Source organism: Mesorhizobium sp. SEMIA396 (assembly GCF_024518615.1).
Taxonomy (GTDB): domain Bacteria; phylum Pseudomonadota; class Alphaproteobacteria; order Rhizobiales; family Rhizobiaceae; genus Mesorhizobium.
This window is the reverse complement of record NZ_JANIFC010000012.1, coordinates 15,385-32,014: the sequence shown is the minus strand read 5'-3', so window position 1 is coordinate 32,014 and position 16,630 is coordinate 15,385. Positions and strand designations below refer to the sequence as shown.

At 63.3% G+C, this 16,630-nt stretch carries 11 protein-coding genes; 7 read left to right on the top strand and 4 right to left on the bottom strand.

The window, feature by feature from the left end:
* Positions 1–4 precede the first annotated feature (4 nt).
* The 4 genes from NP503_RS25630 to NP503_RS25615 form a co-directional block, all read right to left on the bottom strand.
* Complete coding sequence (locus tag NP503_RS25630) at positions 5–1,261, bottom strand: Hsp70 family protein (protein ID WP_127267782.1); 1,257 nt, start codon at positions 1,259–1,261, stop codon at positions 5–7.
* Positions 1,262–1,530: 269 nt separating this feature from the next.
* Positions 1,531–2,322, bottom strand: coding sequence for a TIGR02186 family protein (locus tag NP503_RS25625; RefSeq protein ID WP_127270392.1), 792 nt, complete (start codon positions 2,320–2,322; stop codon positions 1,531–1,533).
* On the bottom strand, positions 2,322–3,245 hold the full coding sequence (locus tag NP503_RS25620; protein WP_027039532.1) for a sulfite exporter TauE/SafE family protein: 924 nt from the start codon (positions 3,243–3,245) through the stop codon (positions 2,322–2,324). Before NP503_RS25620 ends, NP503_RS25625 begins: the two co-directional genes overlap by 1 nt.
* Before the next feature lie 192 nt (positions 3,246–3,437).
* On the bottom strand, positions 3,438–7,445 hold the full coding sequence (locus NP503_RS25615) for a peptidoglycan-binding protein (RefSeq protein ID WP_127270391.1): 4,008 nt from the start codon (positions 7,443–7,445) through the stop codon (positions 3,438–3,440).
* A gap of 455 nt (positions 7,446–7,900) precedes the next feature.
* Here NP503_RS25615 and NP503_RS25610 point away from each other — a divergent pair, with 455 nt between their 5' ends.
* The 7 genes from NP503_RS25610 (at position 7,901) to NP503_RS25580 (ending at position 16,626) form a co-directional block, all read left to right on the top strand.
* Entirely contained in the window at positions 7,901–8,359 is a 459-nt protein-coding gene (locus NP503_RS25610) for a MerR family DNA-binding transcriptional regulator (RefSeq protein WP_127270399.1), read from the top strand.
* A gap of 306 nt (positions 8,360–8,665) precedes the next feature.
* Positions 8,666–10,456, top strand: a complete 1,791-nt coding sequence (locus NP503_RS25605) for an acyl-CoA dehydrogenase (RefSeq protein ID WP_127270390.1) — start codon at positions 8,666–8,668, stop codon at positions 10,454–10,456.
* 121 nt (positions 10,457–10,577) lie between these two features.
* Positions 10,578–11,747: an acyl-CoA dehydrogenase family protein gene (locus NP503_RS25600; RefSeq protein ID WP_127270389.1), complete on the top strand. Its 1,170-nt coding sequence runs from the start codon at positions 10,578–10,580 to the stop codon at positions 11,745–11,747.
* A gap of 33 nt (positions 11,748–11,780) precedes the next feature.
* Positions 11,781–12,989, top strand: coding sequence for an acetyl-CoA C-acetyltransferase (locus NP503_RS25595; protein WP_127268617.1), 1,209 nt, complete (start codon positions 11,781–11,783; stop codon positions 12,987–12,989).
* Between the two features lie 14 nt (positions 12,990–13,003).
* On the top strand, positions 13,004–15,223 hold the full coding sequence (locus NP503_RS25590; RefSeq protein WP_127268616.1) for a 3-hydroxyacyl-CoA dehydrogenase NAD-binding domain-containing protein: 2,220 nt from the start codon (positions 13,004–13,006) through the stop codon (positions 15,221–15,223).
* Positions 15,224–15,288: 65 nt separating this feature from the next.
* Positions 15,289–15,843, top strand: coding sequence for a thioesterase family protein (locus NP503_RS25585; RefSeq protein ID WP_127268615.1), 555 nt, complete (start codon positions 15,289–15,291; stop codon positions 15,841–15,843).
* Positions 15,844–15,957: 114 nt separating this feature from the next.
* On the top strand, positions 15,958–16,626 hold the full coding sequence (locus NP503_RS25580; RefSeq protein ID WP_127268614.1) for a helix-turn-helix transcriptional regulator: 669 nt from the start codon (positions 15,958–15,960) through the stop codon (positions 16,624–16,626).
* Positions 16,627–16,630 lie beyond the last annotated feature (4 nt).

Below are 16,630 nucleotides of genomic sequence, written 5' to 3'. Positions count from 1 at the left end.
CCGGTCAACCGAACTTTCGCTGCGCATCCAGCGCCAGGCCAAGTCCGACCGAGCCGAACATGTCGCCTTCGATGACGGATGCCTGCGGCACCAGCGACAGGATTTCTCGCCTTGCCAGCGGGATCGCGGTCGATCCGCCGGTCAGGAACACCGCGGTGATGTCGGATGGCTTCACCTCAGCGTCCCGGATGGTCTGCGCTACCGTCGCCGTGACCCGCTCGATGTCCCTGGCGATCGTGGCATCCAGCCCGTTGCGCGTGATTTCGGCCGCGAACTCCGCACCCGGCAGCTTCACCACGACCTCCGCGGATGACCTGTCGGTCAGCTCTATCTTGGCTTTTTCGACAAGTGCGGCCAGCGCGTGTCCATAGCGGTGTTCGACGATGTGGATGAAACGGTCGACCAGGTCGGCGCGCTCGGCCTCGTAGCGGATCTGGCGCAGATGCGTCATCGCCTTGGCGGTGTAGACCAGGTTGATGCGCTGCCATGTCGCGAGGTCGATGAAGTAGCTTGCCGGCAGATTGCGCTTGCCGTCCTTGGTCGGCGTCAAATAGCCGAGTTGCGGCATGACATGGGCGATGCTCAGCAGCCGGTCGAAATCCGTACCGCCGATATGGACGCCCCGGCTGGCCAGGATGTCGTCCTTGCGGTCGAGCGACCGGGAGCGCTGCGGCGAGACGCGCACGATCGAGAAGTCCGACGTGCCGCCGCCCATATCGATGATCAGCGCCAGTTCCTCGCATGTCACCTTTTGTTCGTAGTCGAGCGCCGCCGCGATCGGCTCGAACTGGAAAGCGATGTGCTTGAAGCCCTGGCCACGGGCGGCGTTCTCGAGTTCGCTTTGCGCCTTCGCGTCGGCCTCGGCATCGTCGTCGACGAATTGCACCGGCCGGCCAAGAACGACGGTCTCGACCGTATCGCCGGCATCTGCTTCCAGCCTCATCTTGAGATGTCCGAGGAACATGCCGACGATGTCCATGAAGCCGATCGACCGCGATTTGATGCGGGTCTTTTCATGGGCCAGCGAACTGCCGAGCACGCTCTTCAGCGAACGCATCAGCCGGCCTTCGATGCTGTCGGTGTAGTTGGCGATGGCGTGACGGCCAAAGCAGGTGCGGTTGTCCTCGAAGTTGAAGAACACGGCACTGGGCAGTGTCACCTGGCCGTCCTCCAGGGCGACGAGGCGCGGCTGCCCGTTGCGGACCACGCCAACGGTGGAGTTCGAAGTGCCGAAGTCGATGCCGCCGAAGGCTGGTCGCATGACAAGTTCCTGTATTTGTCGTCGGCGAGCCGACAGGCGCCGAGAAATCGCGCGCTGCCCGGGGACGGGCTGCGCTGCCGAACCGAATTGTTTGTGTCTGCCATTTGGCTGGGGAGCGCGGTCTACCGCATGCCCCGGTAAAGGGAAACCACTTTTCGGGAAAAGTTCTGAAGTGCGTCGCGTTTGAGTGGATTCACGCGACGCACTTCAGGTCTTGATTCGATGCATGTCGCTCGCCCAAAAGCGGGGCCACCTTTGGGCGACATGCATTAATCCCGCCGGAAGATCAGCCTTCCAAGCCAGCCGGTCAGCATGGCCAGCGATATCGCGAAGACGCCATAGAGGAACGAATAATTGTGGGCGATACGGAAGATCGACTGTTCAAAACCGGATTTGCGGATTTCGAGCTGGGCCGAGCTTTCCTTGATGAACAGGCCGCTCTTGAACAGGAACGCGCGGGCTTTATGGGTTCCAACTGGCACATTTGGCGCCAGCCTCACTGTGGCGCGGAACAGGTTCTGCGACAGGAATTGCACGCCGCCGACATTCTCGCTGTAGAGGCCGGTCGCCGACTTGCGCTCCCGCAGTGCGGCCGTGAATTCCTCGATCGTCGCCGGGCTGTCGCCGGCATCGGCGGGCTGCATGTAGAGGTTGGAGGCGCCGAGCGACAGCTGCTTGTAGCTGTTGGGTTCGGTGATGTCCTGCAGCGGCCGCGTCGTCGCCACCGAATAGGAGACCGGCACGTTCTCGAAGGTCTCGGAATCCAGATTGACCCAGACGCCTAGCACCCTGTCCTTGCGGCGCACCACCACCGGTTTGGGCGGACCTTCGAGCACGACGATGACGTCGTAGCGGCCTTGGCGCGCGACAAGTGGATCCGGGTTTTCCAGCGAACCGAAAATGGTCAGGTCGGCCCCGGAAAAGCCGGCGGTGATCGAGACATTATCGGTGGAGAGACCGATCTGGATGCCTTCGGTCAGCGGAACCTGTGCCTTCGCCGGCACGGCGGCCGCAAGCAGCGTCAGGAGAATGGCGGTTGCGAATGTGTTGCGAGCCTTCATCAGTTGAGGCCCGCGGCAGACAGCGAATAGAGGTTGGGCGGGGTGACGAAAAGATCGATCGCCAATCGTATCGCCACCGCCAGCACCAGCAGCGCCAGCAAGGCCCTGAGTTGCTCGCCGCGCAGCCGCTGGCCTGCCTTGGCGCCGTACTGCGCACCGGCGACGCCGCCCGCCATCAGCAGGAAGGCCAGCACGACGTCGACCGTCTGGTTGGTGGTGGCGTGGACCAGCGTCGTATAGGCGGAGGTGAAGATGATCTGGAACAGCGAGGTGCCGATGACGACGTTGGTCGGCACTTTCAGCAGATAGATCAGTGCCGGCACCATGATGAAGCCGCCGCCGACGCCCATGATCGACGACAGGAAGCCGATGCCGGCGCCAAGTCCAAGGACGGGGATGACGCTGACGAACAGTTTTGAGGCCCTGAAGCGCATCTTCAGCGGCAAGCGGTGGATCCAGTTGTGCTGACCGGATTTCTTCAGCACCGGCGCCGCACCGCTGCGCGTGGCGCGCAGCGCATTGACGCTTTCGACCAGCATCAGTCCGCCGACGGTGCCGAGCAGCACGACGTAGAGCAGCGAGATGAACAGGTCGAGCTGGCCGAGGCGGCGCAGGAAGGCGAAGACGAAGATGCCGCCGGTGGAACCGACAATGCCGCCGGCCAGCAATACCCCGCCGAGCTTGAAGTCGAGCGTCCCTCGCTTCATGTGCGAAAGGACGCCGGAGACGGAGGAGGCGATGACCTGGTTGGCGCCCGTGGCGACCGCGATCGCCGGGGGGATGTTGTAGAAGATCAGCAGCGGCGTGATGAGGAAGCCGCCGCCGACGCCGAACATGCCCGACAGGAAACCCACCGCCGCGCCCATGGCCAGCAGGACGAAGATATTGACGGAAATTTCCGCGATCGGGAGATAGATGCCCACCCGTCAGTCTCGATCAGTTCTGCCTGTCGGCGAATGCAACCGTTGCGGGCATCTTGACCCGACAAGCCAATTCGTTCTTGCCCCGGAGGTGCTGCGAAGTCAAACCGCGCTACGCCGCCGAAACAAAAAACATCTCAATCAGTTAACAGGCGAATGTGTGGCAAGGGCGTCGTGGAAACGACGCCTCTGCCGTTATTTGCGCGCCAGCAGCGCCTTGACCAGTTTTTCATCGACTTCGCCGGTCGCCGGCATCTTGTTGTCGGTCTGGAAAGCCATGATCGCGGTCTTCGTCTTCTGGCCCATCTTGCCGTCGGCGCCGCCGGCGTCGTAGCCGTTCTTGTTGAGAATGCGCTGGATGTTCTGGACGGCCTTCTTCATGTCGATGCTGGCTGTCGTCTGCGGCGCGCCGTCCTGCCAGGATTCGGGAATGTCGGCCGAATTGGCCGCCGCATCCAGCGGCTTGGCCTTCCACAGTTCGGTCGCGGCGCGGGCGCGTTCGAGCTGCTCTGGCCGCAGCGCATTGGCGATCTCGTCACGCTTGGCAGCGGCATCCTTGTCGCCGGTCTTGGCGACGAGCGCGAACCATTTGTAGGATTCCTCGAGGTTCTGCTTCATGCCGACGCCCTTGGCGGCGAGGATGCCGAGATTGAACTGGCTGTCCTTGACGCCGACGTCGGCGGCCGCCTGGAACCAGTGCGCGGCCGATTCATTGTCGGTCACGCCGTCTGCCGCCATGGCGAACAAGACGGCCAGATTGTGCATGCCGCTGGCGTTGCCCTGTGCTGCGGAAAGCTGGTACCAGGTCTTCGCCTTCTTGATGTCGCGCGCGACGCCGATGCCCTTTTCGTAGAAGTTTCCGATGCGGTATTCGGCCGGCGCGAAGCCGAGTTCCGCCGATTTCTCGTACCATTTGGCCGCTGCCGCCATGTCTTCCTTGACGCCGCGCGACTCGGCATAGCGCGAGCCGATCTCGAACAGCGCCTTGGCGTCGCCGCTGGCGGCGGCATCACGCAAGGCGGCAGGGCCGGCGTCAGCGGGAATGTCGAACTTTGCCGTCGTCGCCGGCGAAGCGTCCGCTGGCGGAACCGCGCCCGTGGTGTCCTTAGCGGCGGTCGGCTCAGTCGCCATAGGCTGCGCGTCGGTGTCGGCGGCTTCCGCGGCGACCGGAACGGTCGAGGCCGGCGCAGCCGAGGCTGTCGTCCCGGACATCGCCGGGTTCGCATCGGCCGATGTAATCGAGGCGACGGGCGCGGGAACCGGCTCTGCGGTCGGCGCGGCATCCATCGGCGGCTCGGCGCCTGGCGGCGTGGCAATCATGCTTTGCGCGGCCATGTCGTCCTTGGTTGCCGGTGCGGACGGCTCGGCCTGCCTGACGGTGTGGTCAGGCGCACTTTCCACTGCCGCGGGCTGCGCGTCCATCTTAGGTTGGCCGGCGGCATCGAGCGAGGCGGTCTGCACCGGCTGCGAGGCGACGATCGGCGCAACATCGTTGCTCGCCACCTGGGCCGGATCGGCGAAGAAGGCCTTGCCCAGTTGCAGGGCGCCCAGTGCCAGCAGGATCGCGGTTGTCCCCATCAGGATCGGTTTGCGCCGTGCCTTGAGCAGGTCGCCGATCCGCAGTGCCTTCACCGGTCCGGTCACCGTCGACTGGCGCTTCAGCGCATCGGCCTCGGCGGCCGCGGCCTGGGCCGCGCGCCGGGCAGCGGCGATGAAATCCGACTTCGCGGCGTCGGTGTCGCTGGGCTTGGCAGGCTGGCCGCGCTCGTCGCGCACGCGCTTCATGATGGCGTTGAGGTCAGGTGCGCCGGAACCGGGCTCCAGCGGCCGGTTGGCCATTTTCGGATCGAGCGGTTCGTCGAGATCGACGCTCGGGATCGGGGCAGTCGGCGCAGAGCCGGCCAGTGGCGGGATGTCCGCCTCCTTCTTGCCCTTAAAGGCGCGGGCCAGTCCGCCGAACATCGACCTACGGCCGCCCGCCTGTTCGTTCTTCTCGACAATTGTGTCGGAGCCGAGAGCAGCCATGGCCGCAGCCGCTGCGGCTTCGGCCGGCGTGCGCGTTCCCATACCCAGGCCGCCCAGATCGCTACGAGCACCCGGCTCGTTGCGCAGGATGGCGGCGGCACGGCCATCGAGATCGGCCAAGTCCCCAGTCAATGGCAGGGGCTGATCGATATCCATCGATGGCGCGTCCACGGCCATCTTGGGTCGCCGCACGCCGCGCCAGTTGCTCGGCTCGACCGGTGCCGCATCCAGCAATTCGCTCATCGCCTCGACCGGCTCGCCGGGTTCGAGCGAACCCAGCCGGTCGACGATCTTGAGCAACGTGTCGTGGATGGCCTCGAACGTTCTCGAATTGCGCTCGTCGGAGCGCCGCGTCAGCGTTTCAAGCGTCTTCAAATCCTGGGCGAGGCCGGAAACAGCGGTCGTATTGGCGCTCGAACCGGCAAGTGATTGCACCGCGTTCTCGGCGGCTTCGCGCGCTGCGCCAAGGATGGAATCGCGGGTTCCTGCGAGCGACTTTTCAATTTCGTTGAGACGCGGGCTGATGTCCTCGAATTCCGGCAGCGGGGTGCTGGGCCTGGAAAGATGGGCGGACAGGCCGGCAACCTGTGCTTCCAGGCTGCGGATCAGCGCCGGATCGATGCCGGCCACCTGCGCGGCCGACGCATCCAGCCGGCTTGAAATGTCTTCGAGCCGGCTCTCCAGGCCGCGGATTGCGGCTTCGCCCGCGGGATCGGGTACACGCGTTTCCATACGCTTGGCGAGCGCCGTAAAGCGGGCATCGATGGCGTCCATGATGCCGGCGCTGTCGATCTGCGGCATGCGCTGGTCCAGCCTGTCGGCAACCTCATCCAGCCTGCGTTCGAGATCGCGGAACAGCATGTTGCCCTGTTCGATGGCGTCACCCTGGCGGCGTTCCATCATGCTCGACAGCACGTCGAAGCGCTGCTCCAGCCCATGGAAGATGTAGTCGGCGTCAGGCATGGCTGGTGCCTGGTCGATCTTGTCAGCGATGAGTGCAATCTGCTTGGCCAGGCGCTCCATCGCCTGCTCCGGCAGATTGGCGCGGCCGGCGAGTTCGTCAACCCGGCCCGACAGCGTGCTTAACCGGTCCATGACCGCGTTGCCTGGACGATCCTGCGCCACTTCCTCGATCTGGCTGGCAAGTGAGTCGATCCGCCTCTCGATGCGCTCGAAAGCCTCGTGGTCGAATGAATTGGCTTGCGCGGCGACCGTGGATGCGACGATGGCGCGGGAAATCTCGTCCAGCCGCTCGTCGATCATGCCAAGCGTGTCGCTGCCGCGATTGTCCTGCTGGCTGGCCAAATGGTCGACGGCACCGGCAAGCGTGCGCACCTTCTCCTCCAACGAGCGCAGCGACAACGATTCCGGCAAATTGTTGACGGCATTGCTGATCTGCTCCAGCCGGGCGGTCAGAGCAGACAGGCCCGGGTCGTCCGAGCGCTTGCGCTGGTCGGCGTCGACGCGGTCTTCGAACGCCGTCCACCGGCGATCGAAATCGTCCCAGCGGCGGTCGACCTTCTGCACGCTCTCTTCGCGTGCCAGCGTTTCGAGTGCGGCTTTGACCTGTTCGAGTTCGAGCCGCAGCATGTTGACGCTTCTGTCGTCGCTCTTCTCGGCCAGTGTCTGGATGGCGCCCGAAAGCCGCTCGAACTCAAGGCCGAGTTCAGCACTGCCCTTGGCCGAAGCACCGGGCCTTGCCCCTGACTGGAAAGCCCGCTCGATGTCCTTGCGCAGCGCTTCGAATTCCCGCTGCAGGCCTGCGGTCATCTGGTGGCGCAATTCCTCGCGCATGCCGCGCAATTCGCCGGCGATCTTGCCGACCATGGCAACGCCGTCCTCCTGGCCGCGCACGCGATCAATGTCGCGGGCAATGGCCTGATAGTTCTGCTCGAAAGCGGCGGCTCCCTGAATCGGGCTCTTCGGTCGCGACGCGGGCTGCGGGTCCTCGTACCAGCGCTGCTGGCCAGCGGGCCGGGCCGCGGGATAGCGCGCATCGGCACCATATTGGCGTGGATCGGGTTGGCGGAGTTCGGGACGTGCCACCGGATCCTCGCGCGTCCGCTCCAGCCGCTGCTCCAGTGTCTCCAGCGACTGGTTCAACTGCTCGAGCGTGGTCTGCGGCCTGCGCTGCCTGCCGGCATTGAGTGTGTCGAGATAGGACCGCTTGCTGTTCATCGGTGCGTCCGTCTTTCAGAATGGCTGGCTCGCGGCCAGTTCCCCCAGGTCCCTATCGGAACGAAGGCGACCGGCGGCGATGCCGCGGCGGAAGACGAGCTTCCCGGGCTCTCGCCCGCGCTCCGAAAAACCGTGAAAAATTCGATACAGGATAAACACGGGTAGCCGACGCGCCCACATTTCCCCCAACGTGGTAAACAACGCGTTAACCAAACTTAAGAAATTGAAAGGATGCCGGCTGCCGGCCTGACGGTGCGGCATAAAGGGCGGCGCGCAGAACGCCCTTGCGTCATCATGCGGCAATCGGTATAGAATTGACGTAAACGTAAAAGGCGCATTGAGCGCATGTTTGCGATTTGTTTGTTGAAACCACGACTGGAAGCAGGCCCCCGCTTCCAGTCAGGCGACGCATGGTCCGAGACCGCGACGCCACCAGACGGGGAAAGCCAGTGACCATGAAGCTTATCTCGGCCGGCGAGACCGCGGCCAATACCAATATATCTGCCGAAACCGGCGAGGACCTCGTCCGCATCGGCGAGATGGCGAAAAAATATGGAGTGACGCTGCGCACGCTGCGTTTCTACGAAGACAAAGGCCTGCTCAACCCGCAGCGTGACGGGTCGACCCGTCTCTACACGCGCCGCGACAAGGCCCGCCTCAAGCTGATCCTGCTTGGCCGCAAGGTCGGGTTCTCGCTGCGTGACGTCAAGCAGATGATGGATCTCTACGATCCGACCGGTTCAAACACCAAGCAGCTCAAGCTCGCGCTGGACAAGTCGGAAAAGCAGCTTGCCCGCCTGCAGAAGCAAAGGGCGCTGATCGACGACGCCATCAACGAGCTGAGCGGCTCGATGTCGGCGGTGCGCCAGATGCTGAGCGAGCGTTCGGCGCCGCAGGCGAGCGCCGCCAGCTAAAACAAATCCGTTCGGATTTGCGGCAGACCAAGTCGTCTGCTGATTGTCTGAGTTCTGTCGAGCCGCGTGGCCTGCCACGCGGCTTTTCGTTGTCCTGGCCCACTCTCATGGCCTTTCGGCGCTGGCTTGCGCATCGTCGCGCCGCTACGCTCATTGCTCCAGTGGGCGGGGAATCTTGTCGCATCGAAAAAATTGACGTTTACGCAAACGTCAATTTTTGCTATCCCGCTCCCAATATGGGTCCGCATGCCGCCCCTGGCTTGTCTTCGGGGCATTCGGACCGGGTTTGCAGGGTGGAGAAAAAGCATGCCGACATACAGGGCTCCGGTCCAGGATACGCTGTTCGTGCTCAACGAGGTTCTGGGTTATCAGCGTTATTCGAACCTTCCCGGATTTGCCGACGCCACGCCCGATGTGCTCGAGGCGATCCTGGCCGAAGGCGCCAAGCTCGCCGAAAACGTCATGCATCCGCTGAACCGTGTCGGCGACATGGAAGGCTGTGTGCGTCACGACGATGGCTCGGTGACCACGCCGAAAGGCTTCAAGGAGGCGTTCGACCAGTATCGCGAAGGCGGCTGGATGGGGTTGGCCGCACCAGTCGAGTTCGGCGGCCAGGGCCTGCCCTATGCCGTGCATACCGCCGTCGCCGAATATATGGTCTCGGCCAATATGTCCTTGATGATGTATCCGGGCCTGACGCAAGGCGCGATCGCCGCGATCATCACCCACGGCACCGACGAGCAGAAGTCAACATGGTTGCCGAGGATGATCGAGGGTGCCTGGACCGGCACCATGAACCTGACCGAGCCGCATTGCGGCACGGATCTGGGCCTGTTGCGGACCAAGGCGGTGCCGAACGGCGATGGCACCTATAAAATTTCAGGCCAGAAGATCTTCATCTCGGCCGGCGAACACGACATGTCGGACAACATCGTCCATCTGGTACTGGCCCGCATCGAGGGTGCGCCGGAAGGCGTCAAGGGCATCTCTCTGTTCATCGTGCCGAAGCTCAAGCTCGACGCATCGGGCAATCCGGGCACCAGGAACACCGTCTCCTGCGGCTCGATCGAGGAGAAGATGGGCATCCATGGCAATTCGACCTGCGTCATGAACTATGACGAGGCTGAGGGCACGCTGCTCGGCGAGGCCAATGGCGGCCTGAAGGCGATGTTCACGATGATGAACGAGGCGCGCCTTGGTGTGGGCCTGCAGGGGCTGTCGCTGTCGGAGATCGCCTATCAGAACGCTGTCGGCTACGCCAAGGACCGTTTGCAGGGCCGCTCATTGTCGGGGCCGAAGGCGCCGGACAAGAAGGCCGACCCGATCATCGTCCATCCCGATATCCGCCGCAGCCTGATGACCATGAAGGCCTTCAACGAGGCCGGCCGCGCGCTGGCGCTGTGGACGGCGATCAAGTCCGACATTGCCCACCGCTCCGGCGACGACAAGGACCGCCAGGCCGCCGACGATTACACCGGCCTGATGACACCGGTGGTCAAGGGCGTGCTCACGGACAAGGGCTTCGACCACGCCGTCATGGCGCAGCAGGTGTTCGGCGGTCACGGTTATATCGAAGAGCACGGCATGAGCCAGTTCGTGCGCGATGCCCGCATCGCCATGATCTATGAAGGCGCCAACGGCATCCAGGCGCTCGACCTCGTCGGCCGTAAACTCGGCCTGAATGGCGGCCGCGCCGTGCAGGCCTTCTTCAAGGAGGTCGGTGAGTTCTGCGAGGAGAACCGCTCCGACGAGAAGATGGCGCCATTCACCAAGGCGCTGAAGAAAGGTCTCAACGATTTGCAGGCCGCCACCATGTGGCTGGTGCAGAACGGCATGGCCAAGCCCGACAATGCCGGTGCCGCCTCGACCGACTACATGCATCTCTTCGGCTTGGTCGCTCTGGGCTATATGTGGGCGCAGATGGCCAAGGTGGCACTTGGCAAGACGGACGCCAATGGCGCGCAATCTTTTTACGACAACAAGGTCGTGACGGGGCGCTTCTTCATGGAGCGGATCATGCCGGAGACGTCGGCGCATCTCGCCCGCATTTCGAGCGGCGCCGACACATTGATGGCACTGCCGGCGGAAGCGTTCTAAAGATGATCGGCGTCCTCCTCCCCCTTGAGGGGAGGGTGGCCCGAAGGGTCGGGAGGGGTCGCTGCGGCAGTGCGCCGGCCTCAGTTTCGATGATGCATGTCGGGAGGAGTATCATACCAGCATGACCAACCCAGCTGAAATCCTTGGCCTTCCGAAGCCCGCTTGGGCGGCGGACGAGGTCGGCATGCTCTACGACATGGCGCATCGCTTCATGTCGGAGGAGATCGCGCCGCGCTACGACGAGTTCGAGAAGAACGAGATGGTCGATCGTGAGAGCTGGCTGAAGGCAGGTTCCGCCGGCCTGCTCTGCGCCTCTATGCCGGAGGAATATGGCGGCTCCGGCGGCACCTTCGCGCATGAGAGCGCCATCATCGAGGCCATCGGCCATGTCGGCGTCGACGGTTTCGGCATCGGCCTGCACAATTCGATCGTCGCCCCTTACATCCTCCACTATGGCTCCGAGGAGCAGAAGAAGAAATGGCTGCCGAAACTGGCGACCGGCGAGCTGATCGGCGCCATCGCCATGACCGAGCCGGGCGCCGGCTCCGACCTGCAGGGCGTCAAGACGCGGGCGCAGAAGGATGGCAATCAGTACAAGATCAACGGCTCCAAGACCTTCATCACCAACGGCCAGCTTGCGAACTTCATCATCGTCGTCACCAAGACCGATCCGGAGAAGGGTGCCAAGGGCACCTCGCTGATCGTCGTCGAGACCGACGAGGTCGAAGGTTTTCAGCGCGGCCGTAACCTCGACAAGATCGGGCTCAAGGCCAACGACACGTCGGAGCTGTTCTTCAACGACATGCGCGTGCCGACCTCCAACCTGCTCGGCCATGAGGAAGGGCAGGGCTTCGTCCAGCTGATGCAGCAATTGCCGCAGGAGCGGCTGCAGATCGGCACCGGCGCCATTGCCATGATCGAGCGGGCGCTGGCGCTGACCATTGATTATGTCAAGGAACGCAAGGCGTTCGGCAAGGCGATCATCGATTTCCAGAACACCCAGTTCAAGCTGGCCGAACTCAAGACCGAGGCCACCGTCGGCCGCGTCTTCTACAATGATTGCGTCACCCGCCACATCGCCGGCGGCCTCGATCCTGTGACCGCGTCGATGGCCAAGTACTGGCTCAGCGACCTGCAGGGAAAAGTCGTCGACGAATGCCTTCAACTGCATGGCGGCTATGGCTACATGAATGAATACCCGATCGCCCGCATGTTCCGCGACGCCCGCGTCCAGCGCATCTACGGCGGCACCAACGAGATCATGAAATTGCTGATCGGCCGCTCTCTCTGAGAGCGACATCAGGCAAACCTAAGGAGCAAGCAAATGGCTGAAGCTTATGTCTATGACGCCGTGCGCACACCGCGCGGCAAGGGCAAGAAGGACGGATCGCTGCACGAGGTGCCGGCGGTGCGGCTTGCCGCCAAGACGCTTGAGGCGCTGCGCGATCGCAATGGGCTCGACACCGGCACTGTCGATGACATCATCTTCGGCTGCGTCGATCCGGTCGGCGAAGCCGGTTCGGTCATTCCGCGCGCCGCCGCCTTCGAGGCCGGCTACGACACCAAGGCGCCCGGCATGCAGATCTCACGCTTCTGCGCTTCCGGGCTCGACGCCATCAATTTCGGCGCCGCCAAGATCGCCCAGGGCGCCGATGAGATCGTCATTGCCGGCGGCGTCGAATCGATGTCGCGTGTCGGCATGGGCGCCTCGGGCGGCGCCTGGTTCATGGATCCTTCGGTCGGCCTGCCCGGCTGGTTCGTGCCGCAAGGCATCTCGGCCGACCTGATCGCCACCAAATACGGCTTCAGCAGAGACGACGTCGACGCCTATGCGGTCGAGAGCCAGAAGCGCGCCGCCAAATCCTGGGCCGATGGCCGCTTCAAGAATTCCGTCGTCCCGATCAAGGACCAGAACGGCCTGACCATCCTCGACCATGACGAACATATGCGCCCGTCGACCGACATGCAGTCGCTGGCCTCGCTCAACCCGTCCTTCGTCATGCCAGGCGAAATGGGCGGCTTCGATGCCGTCGCCGTGCAGAAGCATCCCGAGGTGGAAGAGGTCAATCACGTCCATCATGCCGGCAATTCGTCCGGCATCGTCGACGGCGCCGCCGCCGTGCTGCTCGGTTCGAAGAAAGCCGGCAAGGCGATGGGGCTGAAGCCGCGCGCGCGCATTCGTACCTTCGCCAACATCGGCTCCGAGCCGGTGCTGATGCTGACCGGCCCGGTCGACGTCACCGAGAAGCTGTTGAAGCGCGCCAAGATGAAGCTCTCGGACATCGACCTGTTCGAGCTCAACGAAGCCTTCGCTTCGGTGGTGCTGCGCTACATGCAGGCGTTCGACATCGATCACGACAGGATCAACGTCAATGGCGGCGCTATCGCCATGGGTCATCCGCTCGGCGCCACCGGCGCGATGATCTTCGGCACGGTGCTGGACGAACTCGAGCGCCGCGATCTCAACACGGCTCTGGTGACGCTGTGCATCGGCGCCGGCATGGGAACCGCAACCATCATCGAACGCGTCTGACGGGGAGAGAAACGATGAGCTACACCAATTTCACCCTCGACATCGACGCCGACGGCATTGCGCTGGTCACCTGGGACATGCCTGGCCGCTCGATGAACGTTTTCACCGAAGAGGCGATGCGAGAATTGAACGCCATTGTCGACAAGGTGGCTGGTGACGCCGCCATCAAGGGCGCCGTGATCACCTCCGGCAAGGACACCTTCTCCGGCGGTGCCGACATTACCCTGTTGCAGAAGATGCTGACGACCTTCGCCGCGGAAAAGGGCAAGGACGCCGAAAGGGCGACCAAGGCGCTGTTCGACAATGCCGGCATGATGACCGGCCTGTTCCGCAAGCTGGAAACTTGCGGAAAGCCGTGGGTGTCGGCGATCAACGGCACCTGCATGGGCGGCGCCTTCGAATTGTCGCTCGCCTGCCACGGCCGTGTCGCCGCCGATAGCGACAAGGTGAAGATGGCACTTCCCGAGGTGAAGATCGGCATCTTCCCGGGCGCCGGCGGCACCCAGCGCGTGCCGCGGCTGACCGATCAGCAGCAGGCGCTGCAGATGCTGACCTCGGGCCAGACACTGTCGCCGCAGAAGGCCAAGTCTATGGGCCTGATCCATGAGATCGCCGAGCCGGCCAGGCTCGTCGAGACCGCCAAGGCGATGATCAGGAATGGCCTGAAGCCGGTGGCGCCATGGGACGAGAAAGGTTTCAAGCTGCCCGGCGGCCAGATCTATTCGCCCGCCGGCTTCAATCTGTGGCCGCCGGCCATCGCCATCCTGCGTCGTGAGACTTACGGCAACTATCCGGCCGCCGCCGCGATCCTCAAATGCGTCTATGAAGGCCTGCTGGTGCCGTTCGACACCGGTTTGCGCATCGAGCAGCGCTATTTCACCGAGATCATGCAGACGAGGGAGGCGGCGGCGATGATCCGCTCGTTGTTCGTGTCGCTGCAGGAACTGAACAAGGGCGCCCGCCGCCCGGCCGGCGTGCCCGAAACCAAATTCAAGAAGATCGGCATTCTCGGCGCCGGCTTCATGGGCGCGGGCATCGCCTATGTCACCGCCAAGGCCGGCATCCCGGTGGTGCTGCTCGACCGTGATCTGGAGTCGGCTGCCAAGGGCAAGGCGCATTCCGACGGCCTGATCTCGGATCAGGTCAAGAAGGGCCGCGCCAAGCCGGAGGACAAGGACAAACTGCTGTCGCTGATCACGCCGACGGCGGACTATGCCGACCTTGCCGGCTGCGATCTGGTGGTCGAGGCCGTTTTCGAGGATTCGAGCGTGAAGAAGAGCGCCACCGAACAGGCCGAGGCCGTGCTGAAGCCATCGGCGATCTTCGCGTCGAACACCTCCACCATCCCGATCACCGGCCTGGCGAAGAATTCGGCGCGGCCGAAAAACTTTATCGGCATCCATTTCTTCTCGCCGGTCGACAAGATGATGCTGGTCGAGATCATTTTGGGCAAGAAGACCGGAGACAAGGCGCTGGCCACCGCCATCGACTTCGTTCGCGCCATCAAGAAGACGCCGATCGTCGTCAACGACACGCGCGGCTTCTACGTCAATCGCTGCGTGCTGCGCTACATGTCGGAAGCCTACAAGATGCTGATCGAGGGCGTTCCCGCGCCGATGATCGAGAATGCAGCGAAGGCGGCCGGCATGCCGGTCGGCCCCCTGGCGCTGACCGACGAGACGGCCATCGACCTTGCCCAGAAGATCATGAAGCAGACCATCAGGGATCTGGGCGACAAGGCGGTCGATCCCAAGCAGATGGCGCTGATCAACGCCATGGTCGACGATCACGGCCGCTTCGGCCGCAAGAACGGCAAGGGTTTTTACGATTACCCGGCAAAGCCCGCCAAGAAGAAGTTATGGCCGGGCCTTAGGGAGCTCTATCCGCAGCTTGCACCCGAGAAGGTCGATTATGAGGAACTGCAGCAGCGGCTGCTGGTCACCATCGCGCTGGAAGCGGCGCGGGTGATGGAAGAAGGCATCGTCACCGACCCGCGCGAGGCCGATGTCGGCTCGATCCTCGCTTTCGGCTTCGCGCCCTACACCGGCGGTGCGCTGTCCTACATCGACGGCATCGGCGCCAAGGCGTTCGTGAAGATCGCCAAGAACCTGCAGAAGAAATACGGCGCCGAGTTCAAGGCACCCAAGCTGCTGCTCGACATGGCCGAGAAAGGCGAGACCTTCTACCAGCGCTTCGATCCCTATGCGAAAGGCGACGTGAAGCAGGCAGCCTGACGCATGGGCAAAATCAAGCGTCTTGCAGCGACCTTTGCGCGTCCAAGAGGACATGGGGCGCTGTAATGTATGTCTGGGCGCGCATGGTGCGCATGATGGCCACGGCACGCAGCCGTGGCCCCTATGTGATGGGCGGCGAAGGCCGGCTGGCTTTCCGCTGCCTGCCGACCGACATCGATTTCAACATCCATCTCAACAATGCGCGCTACATGATGCTGGCCGATCTCGGCCGCATCGACCTGTTTGTTCGTGCAGGCCTCATCACGCTGGCAAGGAAGAATGGCTGGGCGCCGATGATGGGCGGACTGCAAGCGGTCTATGCACGCGAGATCAGGCTGTGGCGCCGCTTCGAAGTGGTGTCCTCGATCGAGACCTGGGAAGGCACCCAGGTTGTAGGCAAGCACCGCTTCGTCCTCGACAATGGCGAGACGGCCGCGTTGATCCTGACGACAGCCGGCGTCTACGATCGCAAGGCTCGCAACTTTCTTGAGATTGGCGAGGTCGTTGCGGCACTTGGTCGTGCCGTGAACCCGCGGCCACCGACGCAAACGGAGCGGATTTTCATGACATCGCACCAGGGTCTGCGCAGCTTGGCCAAGGGTGTCGGTCGATCCCGGTAGTCGGACTTTCCGCGATCGACGGAAACGTTTGCAACCACTCACGACCGGTGGACAAAACGACATTCCAAGACTAGAAGGGAAAGGTATTTTTTCCTGCACCGAAGGAGAGCGAGCATGCTCTCGCACGACCGAGTCTGGGCTGCCATCGATGCTCTTGCCAAGCGTTATTCGCTTTCGGCCTCGGGTTTGGCCAAGCGTGCGGGGCTCGATTCCACTGCCTTCAACAAGTCGAAGCGTTTGTCGTCGGATGGCCGACCACGCTGGCCCTCGACCGAATCGCTGGCCAAGATCATCGAGGCGACGGGCGCCTCACTCGACGAATTCACCGGTCTGATCGAAGGCCGGCCTGGGATCAGCAATGGTGCTTCGACCAGCCATGCCGCTTCGGTCGCCCGCAGAAGCTCCGTGCCGTTGCTCGGCTTTGCCCAAGCCGGCGCCGGCGGCTTCTTCGACGATGCCGGCTTTCCAGTCGGGCAGGGTTGGGATCTGATCGAACTGCCGGCGCAATCGACCGAGAGCTCCTACGCGCTGCAGGTGCAAGGCGATTCCATGCTGCCGCTCTACCGCAATGGCGACGTCCTCATCGTCGAACCGGGCGCCGTCACCCGCAAGGGCGATCGCGTCGTCGTCAAGACCACATCAGGCGAGGTGATGGCCAAGGTGCTCGAGCGCCAGACCGTCAAGTCGATTGCGCTGGTCTCGCTCAATCCCGATCATCCCGACCGCGATATTCCCATGCGCGATGTCGAATGGGTGGCGCGGATTGTCTGGGCTAGCCAGTAGGTCA

Excerpts from the sequence above, each read along its gene's own strand:
- NP503_RS25630 (WP_127267782.1), bottom strand. The coding sequence starts at position 1,261 with ATGCGACCAGCCTTCGGCGGCATCGACTTCGGCACTTCGAACTCCACC.
- NP503_RS25625 (WP_127270392.1), bottom strand. The coding sequence starts at position 2,322 with ATGAAGGCTCGCAACACATTCGCAACCGCCATTCTCCTGACGCTGCTT.
- NP503_RS25615 (WP_127270391.1), bottom strand. The coding sequence starts at position 7,445 with ATGAACAGCAAGCGGTCCTATCTCGACACACTCAATGCCGGCAGGCAG.
- NP503_RS25610 (WP_127270399.1), top strand. The coding sequence starts at position 7,901 with ATGAAGCTTATCTCGGCCGGCGAGACCGCGGCCAATACCAATATATCT.
- NP503_RS25605 (WP_127270390.1), top strand. The coding sequence starts at position 8,666 with ATGCCGACATACAGGGCTCCGGTCCAGGATACGCTGTTCGTGCTCAAC.
- NP503_RS25600 (WP_127270389.1), top strand. The coding sequence starts at position 10,578 with ATGACCAACCCAGCTGAAATCCTTGGCCTTCCGAAGCCCGCTTGGGCG.
- NP503_RS25595 (WP_127268617.1), top strand. The coding sequence starts at position 11,781 with ATGGCTGAAGCTTATGTCTATGACGCCGTGCGCACACCGCGCGGCAAG.
- NP503_RS25590 (WP_127268616.1), top strand. The coding sequence starts at position 13,004 with ATGAGCTACACCAATTTCACCCTCGACATCGACGCCGACGGCATTGCG.
- NP503_RS25585 (WP_127268615.1), top strand. The coding sequence starts at position 15,289 with ATGTATGTCTGGGCGCGCATGGTGCGCATGATGGCCACGGCACGCAGC.
- NP503_RS25580 (WP_127268614.1), top strand. The coding sequence starts at position 15,958 with ATGCTCTCGCACGACCGAGTCTGGGCTGCCATCGATGCTCTTGCCAAG.